This window comes from Phytomonospora endophytica (assembly GCF_014202425.1).
GTDB classification, from domain to species: domain Bacteria; phylum Actinomycetota; class Actinomycetes; order Mycobacteriales; family Micromonosporaceae; genus Phytomonospora; species Phytomonospora endophytica.
This window is the reverse complement of the sequence record NZ_JACHGT010000016.1, coordinates 200,600-217,055: the sequence shown is the minus strand read 5'-3', so window position 1 is coordinate 217,055 and position 16,456 is coordinate 200,600. Positions and strand designations below refer to the sequence as shown.

At 69.7% G+C, this 16,456-nt stretch carries 17 protein-coding genes; 12 read left to right on the top strand and 5 right to left on the bottom strand.

The window, feature by feature from the left end; genetic code table 11:
* Positions 1-48: 48 nt before the first annotated feature.
* Entirely contained in the window at positions 49-546 is a 498-nt protein-coding gene (locus HNR73_RS31280; protein ID WP_184791283.1) for an Rv1352/Rv1906c domain-containing protein, read from the bottom strand.
* Positions 547-976: 430 nt separating this feature from the next.
* On the opposite strand from HNR73_RS31280, the gene HNR73_RS31275 reads away from it, so the two are divergent.
* Together HNR73_RS31275 and HNR73_RS31270 are read left to right on the top strand one after the other, a co-directional pair.
* Positions 977-1,678, top strand: coding sequence for an MBL fold metallo-hydrolase (locus HNR73_RS31275; RefSeq protein ID WP_184791282.1), 702 nt, complete (start codon positions 977-979; stop codon positions 1,676-1,678).
* Positions 1,679-1,938: 260 nt separating this feature from the next.
* Positions 1,939-2,463, top strand: coding sequence for a hypothetical protein (locus tag HNR73_RS31270; RefSeq protein WP_184791281.1), 525 nt, complete (start codon positions 1,939-1,941; stop codon positions 2,461-2,463).
* A 129-nt stretch (positions 2,464-2,592) separates the two neighbouring features.
* On the opposite strand, the gene HNR73_RS31265 is transcribed toward HNR73_RS31270, so the two are convergent.
* Positions 2,593-3,081 carry a methylated-DNA--[protein]-cysteine S-methyltransferase gene (locus HNR73_RS31265; RefSeq protein ID WP_184791280.1) on the bottom strand — a complete coding sequence of 163 codons (489 nt, stop codon included), beginning with the start codon at positions 3,079-3,081 and terminating at the stop codon, positions 2,593-2,595.
* A gap of 108 nt (positions 3,082-3,189) precedes the next feature.
* Between HNR73_RS31265 and HNR73_RS31260 the strand changes: the two genes are divergently transcribed.
* Positions 3,190-4,509, top strand: a complete 1,320-nt coding sequence (locus HNR73_RS31260; RefSeq protein WP_184791279.1) for an MFS transporter — start codon at positions 3,190-3,192, stop codon at positions 4,507-4,509.
* Complete coding sequence (locus HNR73_RS40995; protein ID WP_184791278.1) at positions 4,491-5,540, top strand: peptidylprolyl isomerase; 1,050 nt, start codon at positions 4,491-4,493, stop codon at positions 5,538-5,540. The genes HNR73_RS31260 and HNR73_RS40995 overlap by 19 nt, the downstream gene beginning before the upstream one ends.
* 113 nt (positions 5,541-5,653) lie before the next feature.
* On the opposite strand, the gene HNR73_RS31250 is transcribed toward HNR73_RS40995, so the two are convergent.
* Entirely contained in the window at positions 5,654-6,283 is a 630-nt protein-coding gene (locus tag HNR73_RS31250; protein ID WP_184791277.1) for a winged helix-turn-helix transcriptional regulator, read from the bottom strand.
* A 63-nt stretch (positions 6,284-6,346) separates the two neighbouring features.
* Between HNR73_RS31250 and HNR73_RS31245 the strand changes: the two genes are divergently transcribed.
* Complete coding sequence (locus tag HNR73_RS31245) at positions 6,347-7,198, top strand: alpha/beta fold hydrolase (protein ID WP_184791276.1); 852 nt, start codon at positions 6,347-6,349, stop codon at positions 7,196-7,198.
* Here the strand turns inward: HNR73_RS31245 and HNR73_RS31240 are convergent.
* Both HNR73_RS31240 and HNR73_RS31235 read right to left on the bottom strand, forming a co-directional pair.
* Positions 7,195-7,794, bottom strand: coding sequence for a Uma2 family endonuclease (locus HNR73_RS31240; RefSeq protein WP_184791275.1), 600 nt, complete (start codon positions 7,792-7,794; stop codon positions 7,195-7,197). The genes HNR73_RS31245 and HNR73_RS31240 overlap by 4 nt on opposite strands.
* A 96-nt stretch (positions 7,795-7,890) precedes the next feature.
* Positions 7,891-9,330, bottom strand: a complete 1,440-nt coding sequence (locus HNR73_RS31235; protein ID WP_184791274.1) for a CCA tRNA nucleotidyltransferase — start codon at positions 9,328-9,330, stop codon at positions 7,891-7,893.
* Between the two features lie 41 nt (positions 9,331-9,371).
* Between HNR73_RS31235 and murJ the strand changes: the two genes are divergently transcribed.
* The 7 genes from murJ to HNR73_RS40990 all read left to right on the top strand — a co-directional run bounded on the left by murJ (position 9,372) and on the right by HNR73_RS40990 (position 16,456).
* Positions 9,372-10,997 carry a murein biosynthesis integral membrane protein MurJ gene (murJ, locus tag HNR73_RS31230; protein WP_184791273.1) on the top strand — a complete coding sequence of 542 codons (1,626 nt, stop codon included), beginning with the start codon at positions 9,372-9,374 and terminating at the stop codon, positions 10,995-10,997.
* 123 nt (positions 10,998-11,120) lie between these two features.
* On the top strand, positions 11,121-12,551 hold the full coding sequence (locus HNR73_RS31225; RefSeq protein ID WP_184791272.1) for a protein kinase family protein: 1,431 nt from the start codon (positions 11,121-11,123) through the stop codon (positions 12,549-12,551).
* A 2-nt stretch (positions 12,552-12,553) separates the two neighbouring features.
* On the top strand, positions 12,554-13,177 hold the full coding sequence (gene sigM, locus HNR73_RS31220; RefSeq protein WP_184791271.1) for an RNA polymerase sigma factor SigM: 624 nt from the start codon (positions 12,554-12,556) through the stop codon (positions 13,175-13,177).
* On the top strand, positions 13,174-13,923 hold the full coding sequence (locus HNR73_RS31215; protein ID WP_184791270.1) for an RsmA family anti-sigma factor: 750 nt from the start codon (positions 13,174-13,176) through the stop codon (positions 13,921-13,923). The genes sigM and HNR73_RS31215 overlap by 4 nt, the downstream gene beginning before the upstream one ends.
* Positions 13,924-14,031: 108 nt before the next feature.
* On the top strand, positions 14,032-14,967 hold the full coding sequence (gene trxB / locus HNR73_RS31210) for a thioredoxin-disulfide reductase (protein ID WP_184791269.1): 936 nt from the start codon (positions 14,032-14,034) through the stop codon (positions 14,965-14,967).
* Positions 14,968-14,995: 28 nt separating this feature from the next.
* Positions 14,996-15,319: a thioredoxin gene (trxA, locus tag HNR73_RS31205; RefSeq protein ID WP_184791268.1), complete on the top strand. Its 324-nt coding sequence runs from the start codon at positions 14,996-14,998 to the stop codon at positions 15,317-15,319.
* A 165-nt stretch (positions 15,320-15,484) separates the two neighbouring features.
* Positions 15,485-16,456 (top strand): class I SAM-dependent methyltransferase, encoded by a 972-nt coding sequence (locus HNR73_RS40990; protein WP_203685775.1) that lies wholly within the window; start codon positions 15,485-15,487, stop codon positions 16,454-16,456.

The following is a 16,456-nucleotide window of genomic DNA, read 5'->3' as shown; positions in this document are numbered from 1 at the left end:
CCGCTTAAGGGATTACGACACTAGCGGCCGGAGGCACCCCCGCACCACTCAGCCGATGAGGCTCCACCCGCCACAACCCCGCGTACGAAACGCCGAGTCGCTGTGGGCGATCGTGACGATCTCGGGCGCCCCGGGCTGGGCCTCGCCGTTGGCGATGATGTCGGCGAACTCGCCACTGGTGCCCGACAGGCGCTCCCAGTAGCAGAGGATCGACGTCACGGGCACGCGCGCACGGTACTGACCTGCGACGATGTCGGCCCCGACGAGATAGGTGCCCTCGCCCGCGAAGTGCGTCGCCGGACCGTGCGCCGTCTCCGGCGCCAGCGCCTTCGGCGTCGGCGCGGCGGCCGGAGTGACCGGCGCGGTCGGCAGCCCCGGCGTCGGGAGAACCGCGAAACCGCCGGTGGCGCGGTCGTCGTTGGCGCGGATCAGGCCGATCACACCGCACACCAGGCACAGCAGGATCGCCACGGCCGCCGCGATGACGGCGACGACGACGCCCTTGGACAGCTTCCGCGGCGGCGGCCGGTCCGGAAAGCCCGGCACCCCGCGGCCTTCGTGGCCGAACGGGGTGCCGGGCTGAAGCGGTCTCTGCAGGGATGGGGGGATGATCGCCGTCGGTGGTTCCGCCCCGCCTGGCGGCGGTGGAATCTCCGACGGCGACGGTGGCCGAGGAGGCTCGGGCGCCGGCTCCGTGGGGTCCGGCGGAGGTGGCGACGGTGTCGGCGGCATCGGCTGGGGCCGCGTCGGGTCCGGTGGTGTCGGACTCGGCGGGTTCGGCGCCGGCATCGGTTCACCCGGCCGAATCGGGGGTGTAGGCGTCGGTGGGATCGGGATGGGTTGCGCCGGGTCCGGTCGGCCCGGTTCGCCTGGCGGCGAAGGCGTCGGATCGTGGCTCATGGGTCCATCGTCCCGCGCGAAACACCCCTTTCGGGGCCGAATCGGCCAACCGGTGCGCGGGCCTACGCTTCGGAGCATGCGTCTCACCGTGATCGGCTGCGCCGGATCGGCACCCGCGCCGGACTCGACATGCTCCGCCTACCTGGTCGAAGAGTCCGGCTACAGGCTTCTGCTCGATCTCGGGCCGGGCTCCTCGGGGCCCCTGCAGAAATATGCCCGGCCCGCGGAGATCGACGCGGCGATCCTGTCCCACGGCCACTCCGATCACCACGCCGACTTCACCCAGTTGTGGCGACTCCGCGCCGTCGACGACGCACCGCCACTCCCCATCACACTCCCCGCCGACGGGCCGCCCGTCCTCCACGACAACCCCGACAGCTTCACCCCGACGGTCGCCGAGCAGGGCACCGCGGCCTACGGACCACTCACCGTCCGCCTCGCCCGCGTCGAACACGCAGGACTCGACGCCTTCGCCACCCGCGTCGACGACGCCCTCTGCTACACCGGCGACACCGGGCCCTGCGCCGCCATCGACGAACTCGCCGACGGCGTCGGAGTGCTGCTCGCCGAAGCCAGCGGCCTCGACCGCGACGGGCCGTCGAAGGGACACCTGTCCGCGGGCGACGCCGCACGGCTCGCCGTCCGCTCCGGCGCGAAGTTGCTCGTGCTGACCCACCTGCGCGCGTGGCAGGACCACCGCGACCTGCTCGATGAGGCCTCGGCGATCGCCGACTGCCCGGTGATCCTCGCGCATCCGGGACTGCGGGTGGCGCTCTAGGCCTCGGGAGACGCTTTCGTCTCCAGTACCGGCATCAGGACCCGCAAGCCGGCTTCTCTGGCGCCACACGTCGCCGCGCCCACGGCTTTGGCCGGGGACGAGCCGTGTCTTCCCGCGGCGGGCCTCCACTCGCCACCTCGCGCACGAACCACCTCACCCCCACTCGCACTAAGTTCAACCCACCTCTTGCACTTAGTTCAAGTCCACGCTACAGTTCCCCTCAGAAGCCACTTGAACTAAGTACAAGTCAGGAGCGAACCATGACCCCCTCAATCGCCGTCGCCGCCCTCCAGATCCTCATCGGCCTCGCGTTCGTCTCCATCCCCTGGGTGCGCGCCCGCTACGGTCCCCGCGCGCAGGCCGCCGCCGAGGCCGAGCTCACCCGCCAGGGCGTCCGTCCCGAGATCCTCGGTGAGAACAAGCTGCGCTTCGACCACGGCGGCCACGAGACGATCGTCCCCGTCACCGTCGCGCTGGTCATGGGCGCGTGCGCGGCACTCAACATCGCCGGTGCGTCGATCGCGACCCCCGCGAACTGGATCTTCCAGACCCTCGTCCTGCTCGGCAACGCCGCGATCCTCTACAGCAACCTCACCGCCGTGAAAGGTGTCGAGACCGCCTTCGCCAAGAAGGGCGGCGAACTCGCCGCCATCGACGTCAAGGCCTTCCTCACCGCCGCCGAGAACGCCTTCCCGAAGTGGGTCTTCTCGATCCTGCAGAACATCCGCCACGTCATCGCCTTCGGCGGATCCATCGCGATTCTGATCATCACCGCGGTCGCCTGACCGTCGAGCGCGCTTATGTCCCGGCCAAAGATGGCCGGGACATAAACTTGTGTTTGACCTAAGTTTAGGTCCGTGCTGAGAATTGCGCGTCCCTGGTCCGGCGAGGCTGGGCCACCCCGCACCGTGGCGCTAGGCCGCCTTGAACTCCGCCCGCATGCGCACGCCCGCCTCCAGCTCCAGCAGCCGCGACTTCACGTCCGTCCCGGCGGCGTAGCCCGTCAGCGACCCGTTCGAGCCGACGACGCGATGGCACGGCACGATGACCGCGATCGGGTTGAGGCTGTTGGCCATCCCGACGGCCCGCGCGGCGCGGGGCTGCCCGACCCGCGCGGCGATCTCGGCGTAGGTGGCCGTGTGCCCGTACGGAATCGCCAGGAGCTCGGTCCAGACACGGCGTTCGAAGTCCGCGCCCGCCAGGGCCAGGGGCATCTCGAACTCGGTGCGCGTGCCGTCGAAGTACTCACCGAGCTGTCTGGCCGTCTCGGTCAGCACGGGATGGGCGTCGTCGCGTTCGCCGCGAGGGTCGGGGTCTCCCGCGAAGAGGAGCCCGGTGAGGGCGGTCCCGTCGGTGGCCAGCTTCAACTCGCCGATCGGGGAGGTGACAGTGGTCCAGCGCATGTGAGCAGTTTGGCGCACGGGTGTGACACTACGGCGAACACGAGGCGTCATGAATCCGATGGTCCCCGCCGGACCCCCGGGCACGTTCCGAGCACGTAGGCTCGCCCAATGCACACCGAGGGGCACCTGCGCGCGGTCTTCCGGGAGAGCGGATTCCGGCGGCTGCTGGCGACCCGTCTGACCAGCCAGGTCGCCGACGGATTCTTCCAGGCCGGGCTCGCCGGAACGCTGCTGTTCAACCCGAACAACCAGACCAGCGCCATGGCCGTCGCCACCGGCTTCGCCCTGCTCGTCGTGCCCTACTCGATCCTCGGCCCCTACGTCGGCGTCTTCCTCGACCGCTGGAGCCGCCGCAACATCCTCTTCGTCGCCAACATCGTCCGTGCCGTCCTGGTCGTCCCGACGGCCCTGCTCATCGGCTTCGGCTCGGACGTGTGGCTGTACTCGACCGGCGCGCTGCTCATCATCGCCGTCAACCGCTTCATCCTGGCCGGCCTGTCTGCCGCGCAACCGCACGTCGTCACCGACGAGAACCTGGTCACCGCCAACTCGATCGCGCCGACCCTCGGCACCGCCGCCTACACCACGGGAATCGGTACGGCGGCCGGGATCCGGCTGCTCATCGGCGACAGTTCCGCCGACTACGGCGTGATCTCCTCGATCGCCGTCGTCGGATATCTCGCCGCCGCCCTGATCGCGCGCGCGTCCTTCCCGGTCGCCGCCCTCGGACCCGACGAGTCCGAGCGCCACGCCGACCGCAGCATCACCGCCGAGATCGGCCGTATCACGCGCGGGATGGCCGACGGTGTAAGACATCTGGCCGAACGCCGGGGCGCGGCCTACCTGATGATCACGCAGGGAATCTACCGCTTCCTCTACGGCGTCCTCACCATCGCCACGCTCCAGCTCTTCCGCGTGTACTTCGACTCCGGTGCGCACTCCGAGAAGGCGATCGGCGGGCTCGCCGCGGTCTTCGTCGCCGGATCGATCGGCGGCCTGATCGGCGCGCTGATCACGCCGAAACTGACGCGCCGTTTCGGGCCGCGCATGTGGGTGCTGGTCGTGCTGTGCGGGGTCGGCGCCGACATCGTCGTGTTCGGGCCGCCGTTCGTCCAGATCCTGCTGATCGTCGCGACCTTCGTGCTCAACATCGGTTCGCAGAGCCTGAAGATCGTGCTGGACACGTCGATCCAGATCTCCTGCGACGACCAGTACCGAGGCCGGGTGTTCAGCTTCAACGACACCGCCTTCAACGTCTGCTGGGTCCTCGGCCAGCTCGTCGGGGCGATGGTGCTGCCCGACGACGGCAAGTCCCTCGCCGTGATCATCGCGATCGCGGTGGGCTATCTGCTGCTCGCGGGCGGGTACGCGTTGGCATCCCGGCGTCATACTCCCTACGATCGACCCTCGTGGACGACGACGCAGTGAAGCCCGCCGACGACGCCGAGCCGACCGAGGAGCGCGTGACAGAGCCCGCCAAGGGGCCGGAAGCGAAAAACGCGGCCGAGGAGTCGGACAAGTCCGCCGAAAGCGCCGTGGCAGCGGATTCCCTCGACGATTCTGAGGAGCCCGAGACCTTCAAGCTCAAGCCCCGCAAGGGCAAGCACGCCAAGGAGGAGAAGGAGGAGGACGCCGACGGTGCAACCGCCGTCGAGCCGCCTCGCCGTTCCTCCGCGCCGCCCGACGAGGACACGCCGCCGTGGGACCGGGCGCCCCGCCCGCGCAACGCCGTCATCGGGATCCTCGTGACCGTCGCGCTTCTGGGCGCCGCCGGACTGATCGGCTGGGCGATGCTGCGACCGTCCCTCGACGACGGATCGAGCGGTGCGGTCAGCGATCCGACCGGGCCCTGCGAACTACGGACCGTCGACGAGATGCCCGGCGGTGGCGGGATTCCGGCCGTCGAGGGCATTCCGGAACGGTCGACCGTCGTCATCACCACGAACCTCGGGCAGGTCACCGTCCTGCTCTTCGGAGACCTCGCACCCTGCGGCGTCGCGTCCTTCACTCACCTGGCGAGCCAAGGGTTCTACAACTCCGCGACGTGCCCGTCGATGACCTCGGCACTGACCGAGCCGACGCTGGTGCTGCGCTGCGGCATGCCGACCGAGCAGGGCGGGCCCGGATACCGCGTGCGCGGCGAGCACCCGTTCTCCGAGACCGCCGTCGTCGACGCGCTCGCGCTGGTCAACGACGAGAGCGGACGTTCCGGTGCGGAGTTCGCGCTGGTGCGCGGACAGTCGGTGCCGACGAACAACCTGACCGTCATCGGGCAGGTCATCGACGGCTTCGGCGTGCTGGACTCGATCACCGCGCAGGCCGGCGCGGCGTCCTACGCGGGCGCGCCGCCGCTCCCGGTGACGGTGCTGACCGTGACCGTCCAAGGTGGACCGGCGCCGTCGGGCGGCGCGAGCTCGGGACTGCCCGGGGGACCTGGATTCCCGGGACTGCCGTCCTAGCGCTACGCCACGACGTCAGGAATTCGAGACAACGAGCCGCTGCGGGCCGGGAGGGTTCCCGGCCACGGCGGCTCGTCGCGTTGGAGTTCCGCACCCGTTCGTGGACAACGACGTCAGCCCTTCACCACAGCCTCCACGAGCCGCCGCAACTCGGCGACCTTCCCGCTGACGACGGCCTTCCCCTCGCGCACGGCGTCCTCCGCGCCCATCCGCCCGGCGACGAGTCCGTCGAGTCCGTCGAGATCGGTCTCGACCCGGACGTCGGCGGCCTGCCCGCCTCGCCCTCGCCACAAGCCCGTCAGCTCGCCGCCGGTCACTTCGAGGCGGTAGGAATCCGGTCGCAGATAGAACTCGTAGCTCGCCGTCCAGTCGGCATCGCCCGGGCGGAAGAAGGTCCGCAGCCCGAGCATCGCCGAGTCGTGACTGATCGGCCCTTCGAGCGGCACCACCGGCGAGCGCGCGCCCCATTTCGCCAGTGAGCGGAAGACCGGTTCGAGCTCGGCGCCCCATGCGGTGAGGCCGTACTCCTTGTCGCGCTTCTCCAGGATTCCCACGGCTTCGAGATCGCGGAGACGTTGCGACAGCACGCTCGGGCCGATGCCGGGCAGCGCGTTCTGGATGTCGGCGTAACGGCGCGGGCCGAGTCGCAGTTCGCGGATGACGAGCATGGACCAGCGTTCGCCGACCAGGTCGAGGGCGTGGGCGACGGGACAGCCTTGGCCGTAGGTGCGCTTGGGGGGCATGGGTTGACTCCTTTGATGACTACGATTATCGTAGCAGCAACTTCGATTTTAGTAGGAGTCATCATGACGGAGCACCTCCTCCAGGCCAACGGCGTCGAACTCTGCGTCGAGTCCTTCGGCGCGAAGACCGATCCGGCGATCCTGCTCATCGGTGGCGGGGCCTCGTCGATGGACTGGTGGCACGAGGACTTCTGCGCGCGCCTGGCCGAAGGGCACCACGTCATCCGCTACGACCTGCGCGATACCGGCCGCTCGGTGTCGTACCCGGCCGGCGAGCCCGGCTACACCCACGCCGACCTGGCCGAGGACGCGATCGGGATCCTTGACGCGCTGGGGATCGAGCGCGCGCACCTGGTCGCCATCTCCATGGGCGCGGGCATCGCGCAACGGGCGGTCATCGAGCACCCCGAGCGCGTCAGCGCGCTGACGCTGATGTCGACGAGCCCCGGCGGGCCCGGCGGCGAGGACAACGGTCTTCCGCCGATGTCGCCGAAGGTCGCGGCGTACTTCTCCGCCGAGGGCCCCGGTCCGGACACGTCCACAAAGGACGGGCTCTTTGAGGCTTTCCTGCTGGGGGAGCGGGCCTTCGCCGGCGAGCTCGGCATCGACGAGGTGGAGCTGCGCAGGCTCTCCGACCGCATCTTCGACCGCACGACCGATGTGGCGGCCTCGCTGTACAACCACTTCGCCGCCGACGGTGGCGGTGACATCCGCGACCGCCTCGCCGAGATCAAGGCGCCGACGCTGGTCCTGCACGGTACGAAGGATCCGCTGTTCCCGAAGGAGCACGGCGAGGCCCTCGCCCGCGAGATCCCGGGAGCGCGGCTCGTGCTGCTGGAAGGTGTGGGACACCAGGTGCCGCCGCGCCAGGTGTGGGACGTGGTGGTGCGGGAGATCCTGGCGCTGGAACGCTAGCGCGGATCGGACGGACGGGCGGGAATGGTCACCGGGTAAGGGATCTCCACTGTGAACGGTTCGTCCGGCTCGTGAACCGATTCGGCGTATTCGCCGGAATCCAGCCGGCCCACCGTGATGCGCCCGTTGCGTTCGGCCCGCCAGTAGCCCGGGATCCCCGCCTTCGCGTACGCCAGGGTCTTGTCGACCCGGTCGACCCCTGCCGTCGATCGGGACTCGACCTCCACCACAAGCGCCGGAACGATCGCGTTGTACTGCTTGCTCGCGTTCGGCGTCTCCGGCGACAGGACGAGCAGGTCCGGCACGAAGCAGCGGTTGGGCCCGAAATCCAGGCCGATGTCCCACTGGACCCGCCAAGACTCCGGCGCGACCCGATCGAGGTACCGGAACAACCACTTGGCCCAGTTCTGGTGGTCTTCGCTCGCTGGAGGAGTCACCAGCAGTCTCCCGTCAAGGATTTCGTAGCGGTTGCCTGACGGGAGATGGTCGAGATCGTCGCGGGTCCAGTTGCGCGTGATGTAGTAGATCGCGGCTTCGCCCTCGTCTTCGGTGATGCCGTGAGCGTTGCGGTATTCAGCGGGCAGCGGATACGCCATCCCTGTCACCTCCCACGATCACCAACCCGCGTGGTGATCTTTTCGTTACGCGACTGTCGCTCACTAGACAATAGGCCAGTGACGTGCGCCGAAGCCCTACTCCGGCAGCACGCCCTGGTCCTTCGCCCATCGCCACAACTCGGCCTCCGCCTCGTCCCGGCTGAGCGGCCCCTTGTCGAGCCGCACCTCCTTGAGGTGGTTCCACGCCTCACCCACCATGCGACCCGGCGGGATCCCCAGCAGCCGCATGATCTCGTTGCCGTCGAGGTCGGGCCGGACCTTCGCGAGGTCCTCCTCCTCGCGCAGCCGCTCGATGCGCTCTTCGAGCGCGTCGTAGTCGGCGGCGAGCCGGGACGCCTTGCGTTTGTTGCGGGTCGTGCAGTCCGAGCGGGTCAGCTTGTGCAGACGCGACAGCTGGTCACCGGCGTCGGTCACGTAACGGCGCACGGCCGAATCGGTCCACTCGCCGCGCCCGTAACCGTAGAACCTCAGGTGCAGCGCGATCAGGTGGGAGATCGCGGTGACCTGTTCCTTCGGGAACCTCAGGTCCCGCAGGCGCTTGCGCGCCATCCGGGCGCCGACGAGTTCGTGATGGTGGAACGTGACACGGCCGTCGGTGCCCAGTCCCTTGGTGTCGGGCTTGCCGATGTCGTGCAGGAGCGCGGCGATCCGCAGCACGACGTCGGGACCATCGTCCTCAAGGGACACCGCGTTGCGCACGACGGTCAGCGTGTGCTCGTAGACGTCCTTGTGCTGCGCGTGCTCGTCGATCTGCATCCGCAGGTTCGGCAGCTCCGGCAGGAACACCTCGGCGAGCCCGGTGTCGACCAGCAACCGCAGTCCCAGCACGGGATCGGTCCCGCCCATCAGCTTGACGAACTCGTCGCGCACCCGCTCGGCGGTGATCCGCGACAGGTCGCCGCTCATCGCCGTCATGGCCTCGCGGACGTCACCGTCCACATCGAACTCCAGCTGGGCGGCGAACCGCGCGGCCCGCAGCATCCGCAGCGGGTCGTCGGCGAAGGACTCCTCCGGCGTGCCCGGCGTGCGCAGGACACGGCGGGCGAGGTCGCCGCGGCCGTCGTGGGGGTCGGTGAACTCGTGGCCGGGCACCGAGACGGCCATCGCGTTGATGGTGAAGTCGCGGCGGCGCAGGTCGTCGGCGAGGGTCTCGCCGTAAGCGACGACCGGGTTCCGGCTGACGCGGTCGTACTGGTCGGCGCGGAAGGTCGTCACCTCGACGCGCTCACCCCGGAAGGTCGCGCCGATCGTGCCGAAGGCCGCGCCGGTCGTCCACGTCGTCGACGCGATCCGGTCGAGCAGTTCGAGGGTCTGCTCGGGGCGCGCGGAGGTCGCGAAGTCCAGGTCCTCCCACTTTCGGCCCAGTGGACCCGCGCTACTTGATCGGCCGAGAAGGGCGTCGCGCACCGATCCACCGACCAGGTGCAGCTGGAACCCGGCGTCGGCGAAGGCCCGGCCGAGTTCATCGGCGACCGGGGGGACACTCAACTCGTCGATAGCGATACGGTCTGACATCAATCGGAAAGCCTATCCGACCCTCCCGGGGAGACATCTGTATGGCCGAGGCGACCAGCACCGAGACCGGCGGGAGCGTTGTCCGCAACAGCGCCGTGATGGCCGTCGGCACGATCGTGAGCCGATTGACCGGTTTCGGGCGGAACGCGGTGATCGGCGCGGCCATCGGCGGCCTCGCGGTCGGCAACGCGTACTCGACCGCGCAGTTCTTCCCGCAGATGATCTACGAGCTCCTGCTCGGCGGGATCCTCACCAGCGTCCTGGTGCCCCTGCTGGTCCGCGCCCGCAAGACCGACGCCGACCACGGCGAGGCGTACACGCAGCGCTTCATCACGCTCATCGTCGTCCTCCTTGCCGTCGCGACCGCCCTGGTCGTGGCGTGCGCGCCCCTGCTGGCGAAGGCGCTGACCAAGGAGAACACCGGCCTGGTCACCGAGCTGTCGTACCTGATGCTGCCGATGATCTTCTTCTACGGCGTCGCGGCGGTCCTGGCGGCGGTGTTGAACACCCGCGGCCACTTCGCCGCGCCGATGTGGGCGCCGATCCTCAACAACTTCGTCATCATCGCCACCGGCGTGCTCTTCCTGGTCTTCTTCGGCGCGACCGCCCCCACGCCCGACAACATGACCGCGCCCATGGTCCTGCTGCTCGGCGGCGGCACCCTCGCCGGCATCGTCGTCCAGGTCCTCGGGCTACTCCCGGCGCTGCGGGGCGTCGGCTTCACGATGAAGTGGCGCTTCGACTTCCGTCAGCTCCAGCTCGGCCACATCGGCCGCCTGTCGGCGTGGATGTTCTGCTACGTGGCGGTCAGCCAGGTCTCGGTCGTCGCCGTCCTGCGCATCCTCAACGAGGCCTCCGCCCGCGACAAGGACGCCGCCGGGCCCTTCATCTACAACAACGCCTACCTGCTGATGATGATGGCGCACGGCATCGTCGCCGTCTCGATCATCACCGCCCTGATGCCCCGCATGAGCGCCGCGGCCGCCGAGGGCCGCAACGCCGAGGTCTCCATGTACCTCTCCCAGGGCATCCGGCTGTCTGGCGTGATCCTGCTGCCCGCGACCGGCGCCTACGTCGTCTTCGGCGGCACCCTCGCGTCCCTGCTGTTCGACTACGGCAACTTCACCGCCAGCCAGGCCGCGGCGACCGGTCTGGTCACCGCGATGGCGGGTCTCACTCTCATGCCCTTCGCGGTCAGCCAGCTCCAGACCTTCGTGTTCTACGCGTTGCCCGACACCAAGACGCCCGCGCTGCTCAACATCCCCGCCGTGGCGATGCGCGTCGGGATCTACCTGCTGACCTTCGCGATCCTGCCCGCCGCCGCCGTGGCGCAGGGCCTGATGGTCGGCAACGGCGTGTCCTATGTGGTCGCCGCTCTGCTCGCGGCCGTACTGCTCCGCCGCCGCCTCGGACCGCTGGGAATGCGGCGAATCAGCGTCTCGCTGGTCAAGCTCGGCGTGGCGGCCGCGGCGGGCGCCCTGGCCGGGTGGGCCGTGGTGTGGCTGCTCCCGAACGGACTGTCCGGTTCGGACAAGCTCAACGCGATCATCGACCTGGTGATCGGCGGGATCGTGCTCGGCGCGGTCTACCTTGGCGTGGCGTACGCCCTCCGCGCCAAGGAGGTCACCGATGTGGTTTCGTTGGTGAAAGGCAAGCTCGGGCGCTGAATGCTTGGTCCCCTTTTGCGTAACGTCAACAGAGGCGACCCTCAGGCCTAGGCGACCGTCCGCGGACACCGTAGGCTGTCAAAGGTCCGCGGCAGCCTGCGGTCGACATAGGGAGGACACGAGGTGGCACAGGTCGGTGCGCCCGCGGTGGGCGAACTCCTCGCCGACCGTTACCGGCTGGACGAGCACATCAACGATGACTCGACCGGACGGCAGGTTTGGCGGGGGACCGATGTACTCCTCGCGCGACCGGTCACGGTGGTACTCCGCACTCCCGGAGGCCCCGAGGCCGAGGAAATGCTTCACGCGGCCGTCGCCGCCAGTCGCGTCAACCACGCCCACATCGTGGGGGTCTACGACGCCGTAGACGAAGGCGACCGGGCCTACGTCGTCCGCGAGTGGGTGGAGGGGCGGTCGCTTCGCGACATAGTCATCCACTCCCCGCTCGACCCCCGGCACGCCATCGCGGTGACCCTCGCCGTCGCCGAGGCCGTCACGGCGGTCCACGCGACGGGTGTCGCGCACGGCAACGTGCACGCCGGAACGGTCCTGCTCTCCGACGACGACCGCGTCGTCCTCTCCGACCCGCGCGCCGACGCGGCCGCCACCCAGACCGGTGACGTCCGCGCGATCGGCGCGACCCTGTACTGCGCCCTGACCGGCATGTGGCCCAAGGAGGTCCCCGGTCCGGCGATCCTGCCCGACGCCGCCCGTGACGAGTCCGGGGGCCTCCTGGCGCCCGCGACGGCCCTTCCCGGGGTGCCCGGGTACCTCGACCGTCTCACCACCGAGCTCCTCGACCCGGCCGAGCCGCCGCCGAGCGCCGCCGAACTCGTCGAAGAACTTTCGCGTCTTGAGGGCACGGAAGGCACCGACGCGCTGGAGTTCGTCGCCGGAGCCGACGACGACGAGACGCTCACCGAACATCCCGCCAAGCCCGTCGGCCGCCGTTTCGCCTACGGGATCGCCGGGATGCTGGTGGCCGCGCTCGTCGCGCTGCTGGTCATCACGAGCCTCCTGCCCGACGACACCTCCAGCGGCCAGGACCCCGGGAACACCGCACAGGAGTCGGAGGCGCCGGAGGTCTCGGCACAGCAGATCAAGCTGACCGGCACCCAGGTCCGCCTCGTCGACCCGAAGGGCGACGGCGACGAGAACGACGGCGTCGAACTGACCGTCGACGGCAAGGCCAAGACCGGCTGGGAGACCAACGAGTACCACAACCGCTCGAACTTCGGGAACCTCAAGGAGGGGATGGGCCTGCTCATCGACCTCGGCGAGAAGCGCGAGGTCACGCAGGTCATCGTCAACCTCGGCTCGATCGGCGTGGAGCTGTCGCTGCGTGCCGGGAACGACGCGAGCGACGACGCCGCGATCATCTCCGACTTCAAGACCATCGGCCCGATGCAGGTCAACGACAAGGCCAGCGTCCGCTTCCAGCCCGATGTGGGCTCGTCCTACCAGTACCTGATGGTCTGGCTGACCGACCTCCCGCAGATCGAGAACGGCTACTACCAGGCGGCCGTTCAGGAGATCCAGGTCTACGCGAACTAGCCATGGCACCCGTGAGCGATGTCAACGAGGTCCCCGACGACGAGCTGCTGCGACGCCACCTCGTCGGCGACCACGAGGCCTTCGGTGAACTGTTCCGGAGGCACCGCGAGCGCCTGTGGGCGGTGGCGTTGCGCACCCTCGGGCACCCCGAGGACGCCGCCGACGCGCTGCAAGACGCGATGATCTCGGCCTACCGGGCCGCCGGGCGTTTCCGCGGCGACTCGGCGGTCACCACGTGGCTGCACCGCATCGTCGTCAACGCGTGCCTCGACCGGGTCCGCCGCAACAAGGTCCGCGCCGCCCAGCCGCTGCCCGAAGGCGGGCCGGAGCCGGTCTCGACCGAGGGCGACCCGTCGAAGGTCGCGACGAACATGGCCGTCGAGGAGGCGCTGAACGCGCTGCCCTTCGACCAGCGCGCGGCCCTCGTCCTGGTCGACATGATGGGCTACCCGGTGTCGGAGACGGGCCGGATCCTGGACGTGCCGGAGGGCACCGTCAAGAGCAGGTGTGCGCGAGGTCGCACCCGTCTGGCGGAGTTGCTCGGTCACCTGCGGAACCCCGACGCCGACCCGGTCGTCCCATCAACATCACCACGCGCCGACCGACGAGGGGAGAGTGGCACATGACTGCAGGACAGCCCGACCGGCCGTCCGGCGAGCAGGCCGCCCTCGACGCGGTGAGCGCCGACCTGCGCGCGCTGTCGGCGGCGACCCCGCCGATGCCGCCCGAGCTGATCACCCGGCTCGACCTTGCGCTCGAAGCCGAGCGGACGCGCGTCCACCCGGCCACCGTGCCCGTTTCACGTGAAACATCCCGCCGTCGCTGGCCCCGGCTGGTGCTGGCGTTCACGACCGGCGTGGTCGTCCTGGCCGGCATCTCGGTCGGGGTGAGCGCGCTGTGGCGTGGTCAGCAGTCCGACGAGCGCGACACGGCCGCGAGCGAGCCGAACGCCGCCGACCCCGAGATCGCCGCGCCCGACACCACCGACGAGGACGCGCAGAGCTTCGGCGCCGAGGGCTCGGGCACCGGCGACCCGAAGACGACCGACAAGTCCGACGCGCAGATCTACTACTCCGGGCGCGACTACTCGCGCGCGACGCTCCCCGAGGTGGGCACGTCGTCGACCGTGAACAGCAGCGTCGACGGCGACCTGACGCGCCTGTCGGCCGACGAGGCCGCGCTGGGCGCCTGCTTCGACGCGATCGAGACGCGCTACCCGGGGGAGGTCGCCGTCGCCGACTTCGCCTACTTCGAGGGTTCACCGTCGCTCGTCGTGCGTGTGTCGCAAGTGGACGGCGGCGGCAAAGTGGTCGCCGTGGGCGCCGCGTGCGGCCTGTCCGGGGCCGACGAGTTGTACGCCACTGCGGCGTGAGCAACACCTCGCCCGCCGCGCGGGCCTATCGGGAATGACTTCTCCGTACCATGACGTTGCGCGGTCAGACAGTGCTGTCCGCCGAAGCTTGACGTCAAGGAGCTTGCAGTGAGCGACATCCGCAACGTGATCATCGTGGGATCCGGACCCGCCGGGTACACGGCCGCGGTGTACACGGCGCGTGCCAACCTCAAGCCGCTCGTCATCGAGGGTGCCGAATCCGGTGGGGCGCTCATGACCACCACCGAGGTGGAGAACTTCCCCGGTTTCGAGAAGGGCATCATGGGCCCCGAGCTCATGGACCAGATGCGCGCCCAGGCCGAACGCTTCGGCGCCGAGTACATCACCGACGACGCGGTCTCGGTCGAGCTCGCCGGTGACGTCAAGCGCGTCACCGTCGGCGACACGACCTACGAGGCGCACGCGGTGATCCTGGCCACCGGGTCGGCGTGGCGCCACCTCAACGTGCCGGGCGAGGACGAACTCCTCGGCCACGGCGTTTCCTCCTGCGCGACCTGCGACGGGTTCTTCTTCCGCGACCAGGACATCGTCGTGGTCGGCGGCGGCGACACCGCGATGGAGGAGGCCAACTTCCTCACCAAGTTCGGCCGCACCGTCACCATCATCCACCGCCGCGACGAGTTCCGCGCCAGCAAGATCATGGCCGAGCGCGCCCTGGCCAACCCGAAGATCAGCGTCGAGTGGAACACCGTCGTCGACTCCATCCAGGGCACCGACGGCAAGGTCTCCAGCGTGACCCTGCGCGACGCCAACACCGGCGAGACCCGCGAGAAGGCGGCCACCGGCGTGTTCATCGCCATCGGCCACGACCCCCGCAGCGACCTGTTCACCGGCCAGGTGGACGTCGACGACGAGGGTTACGTCAAGGTCGCCGCCCCCGGCACCGCGACGAACATCCCCGGCGTCTTCGCCGCCGGCGACCTCGTCGACCACACCTACCGGCAGGCGATCACCGCCGCCGGCACCGGCTGCGCCGCCGCCCTGGACGCCGAGCGCTACGTCGCGGCCATCGAGTCACACTGAGTCCACCGTTCTAGTTAGGAGCAAGATCGTGGGAGCCACCAAGGTCGTCACCGATTCGTCCTTCGTCAGCGACGTGCTGCAGGCCGACAAGCCCGTACTCGTCGACTTCTGGGCCGAGTGGTGCGGGCCGTGCCGCAAGGTCTCGCCGGTACTTGAGGAACTGGCCGGTGAGCTGGGCGACCAGGTGTCGGTGGTGAAGCTGGAGATCGACCAGAACCCCAACACCGCGCGCGACTACCAGGTCCTGTCCGTGCCGACGCTCATGGTCTTCAAGGGCGGGCAGCCGGTCGGGACCGTCGTGGGCGCCAAGCCCAAGGGCGTCCTGCGCAAGCTCATCGAACAGGCGCTCTAGTCGCCGACGCACCGTTTCACGTGAAACATCGCCTTCGCGCGGTTTCACCCGCGGCGTCCTGAACGAACAGGCGGCGGCCCCTCACCGGGGCCGCCGCCTTGTTTTCACCGCACGTTCACCACCATTTGCGGCGTTCGAGGGCCCGCTGCCCATACGGTCGGACGCGTGAAGGCCTTCGGCAAACGCGTCCTCCGCCCGGTGACCTCCGTACTCGACGCCAGGATCCGCGGGGTGGCGCGCAAGGCGCTCGCCCCGGCGGCCGCGAAGGCGGAGGAGGAGACGCGCGCCGCCGTCGGCGCGCTGAGCGGTGAAGTCGCCAAGCTCCGCGCCGACCTCGACCGCGTCCAGCGGGAACTCGCCGAAGTGCGCGGCGAGAACCTCGGCCTCGAACTGCTCCTCGACCCCGCCGGACGCGGGAAGGCGCGGCGGCCGAGCCGGTCGGAGTGGGCGAAGCTCGTGACCGAGATCCAGGTGGTCACCGGCGACGAGTTCGCGCGACGGTCGGCGACGACGGCCTACCGGACGCTGGTCGCGCTGGAGGCGATCGGCGTCGGGCGCATGGCCGGGGGTACGGCCAACGTCGTCGGGAAACTCGCGACCGCGCCACTGCTCGCGCCCCCGCGCAACAACGACGTGCTGGAGATCGGGACGCTGCACGGGTTGTTCGCGGCCGGACTGCTGCGGCAACTGCACCGACGGGGGCTCGAACCGAACCTCACCATCGTCGACCCACTCGCCGGCGACCAGCTCCAGCCCGGGCGGATGACCACGCGCGACGTGTCGGGCGTGCCGATCCGCCCCGACGTCGTGCGCGCCAACCTCGCCCTCGCCGGACCCGCGGGGGAGCGCACACGACTGCGGCAAGGATTCTCCGGCGACGCGGTCGTGCGCGCCGAAGTCGGAGACCGCGCCTACGGCGTGCTCATCATCGACGGCGACCACTCCTTTGAGGGCGTACTCGCCGACCTGGAGTGGGCCGAGCAGATCGCGGCCGACGGCGCGCTCGTCGTCATGGACGACTACGGCGACCGGTACTGGCCGGGCGTCACCGAGGCGCTCGACAAGCACCTGGGCGGAACGACGCGCATGAGGCTGCTGGGGAAGGTGAGCACGTCGGCGTATCTGAGGGTGGGGTAG

Bases quoted from the DNA above. Each gene is read 5' to 3' on its own strand.
- HNR73_RS31275 (WP_184791282.1), top strand. From the start codon at position 977: ATGCGTCTCACCGTGATCGGCTGCGCCGGATCGGCACCCGCGCCGGAC.
- HNR73_RS31270 (WP_184791281.1), top strand. From the start codon at position 1,939: ATGACCCCCTCAATCGCCGTCGCCGCCCTCCAGATCCTCATCGGCCTC.
- HNR73_RS31265 (WP_184791280.1), bottom strand. From the start codon at position 3,081: ATGCGCTGGACCACTGTCACCTCCCCGATCGGCGAGTTGAAGCTGGCC.
- HNR73_RS31260 (WP_184791279.1), top strand. From the start codon at position 3,190: ATGCACACCGAGGGGCACCTGCGCGCGGTCTTCCGGGAGAGCGGATTC.
- HNR73_RS31250 (WP_184791277.1), bottom strand. From the start codon at position 6,283: ATGCCCCCCAAGCGCACCTACGGCCAAGGCTGTCCCGTCGCCCACGCC.
- HNR73_RS31245 (WP_184791276.1), top strand. From the start codon at position 6,347: ATGACGGAGCACCTCCTCCAGGCCAACGGCGTCGAACTCTGCGTCGAG.
- HNR73_RS31240 (WP_184791275.1), bottom strand. From the start codon at position 7,794: ATGGCGTATCCGCTGCCCGCTGAATACCGCAACGCTCACGGCATCACC.
- HNR73_RS31235 (WP_184791274.1), bottom strand. From the start codon at position 9,330: ATGTCAGACCGTATCGCTATCGACGAGTTGAGTGTCCCCCCGGTCGCC.
- murJ (WP_184791273.1), top strand. From the start codon at position 9,372: ATGGCCGAGGCGACCAGCACCGAGACCGGCGGGAGCGTTGTCCGCAAC.
- sigM (WP_184791271.1), top strand. From the start codon at position 12,554: ATGGCACCCGTGAGCGATGTCAACGAGGTCCCCGACGACGAGCTGCTG.
- HNR73_RS31215 (WP_184791270.1), top strand. From the start codon at position 13,174: ATGACTGCAGGACAGCCCGACCGGCCGTCCGGCGAGCAGGCCGCCCTC.